Here is a 1,040-nt window from a genome sequence, read left to right on the forward strand (position 1 = left end):
CCGTCGATGATGTCGTCGTGGATGAGGGAGAAGTTGTGGACCAGCTCGATGGCGACGGCCGCGCCGAGCGCGTCCTCGCTGGCGCCGCCCACGGCTTCGGCGCAGCCGAAGGCGAGCGCCGACCGGACGGCTTTTCCGGGCGCGGGTCCCGCCACCGGGCGGCCATGCTCATCACGCCATCCCAGGTGGTAGCCGGCCAGCGCGGCCATCGAGGCGGGCATCCGCGCCGCCCACTCACGCAGGGCAGGTACGACCGATTCCTGGGCGCGTACGAGCAGATGGCGGCCAGCGTCACCGGCCAGCGGGGTCGGCAGAACGGATGCGGGCATGGCAGGTCCTCACCATGGGGGAATGGAACGGCACCAGAGATTTAGCCAAAAGCCTGCACGGCGTGGCAGCCGCCGCCGGTGCGGGCATATCTCCATGGAGCACCCACCAGCAGGCCGTTGGGAACACGCCTCATTGATTCGTGCGTGAACCCGCTGAACGCTTGCGCGTTTGCGTATCCGCGCACCGCCACCGGCGGGAGGGCGTCGCGACCCGAACAGCCTGCTGGCCGCCCTCCTCGCGGAAGCGGACTGGACGGGAAGCATGCTGGCCCGCACGGTCAATGCCCTGGGCATGGCACAGGGCTTGCGCCTACGCTACGACCGCACCTCAGTAGCCCACTGGGTCCAGGCCCCGCCCGCCGATCCACCCAACTCATCGCCGCCGCCTTCACCCAGCGCCTGGGCCGCCTCCTCCTGCCAGCGGAAACCGGTCTGGCCCAGACCCCGCACCCTCCGGACCCGCTGCTCGCCCCCGGACCGGAAGACCATGAAGCGGTGTCACGACTGACAACTCTGTGCCGCGAGGACGCGGCACCCGAGCGGCGGGCCTTCCTAACCAGCGCCGCATACACCCTGAGGGCCCTTATCCGGCCCACCTGGCCGGTCCGGGCCGCCGCCCCTTGCCGCTGACGCGGCCGGAGTCGCGGGGCCTGGGAGCCAGGCCGGCATGGCCGGCCAGGCGGTCGGAGCTGCCGAAGGCGTCCATGTCGC

Annotated in this window: 1 protein-coding gene and 1 pseudogene; both read right to left on the reverse strand. The window is 71.4% G+C overall.

Translation table 11 applies throughout. From position 1 onward, the window contains the following. Positions 1–329, reverse strand: a 329-nt coding sequence (locus ABZ624_RS43230; RefSeq protein ID WP_360101299.1) for a polyprenyl synthetase family protein, incomplete at its 3' end; no start/stop codon positions are given. Between the two features lie 607 nt (positions 330–936). Then, a pseudogene (locus tag ABZ624_RS43235) lies at positions 937–1,040 on the reverse strand (transposase); the annotation flags it as partial.

The sequence above is a fragment of the Streptomyces sp. NPDC007205 genome (genome assembly GCF_040634095.1).
Classification (GTDB): domain Bacteria; phylum Actinomycetota; class Actinomycetes; order Streptomycetales; family Streptomycetaceae; genus Streptomyces.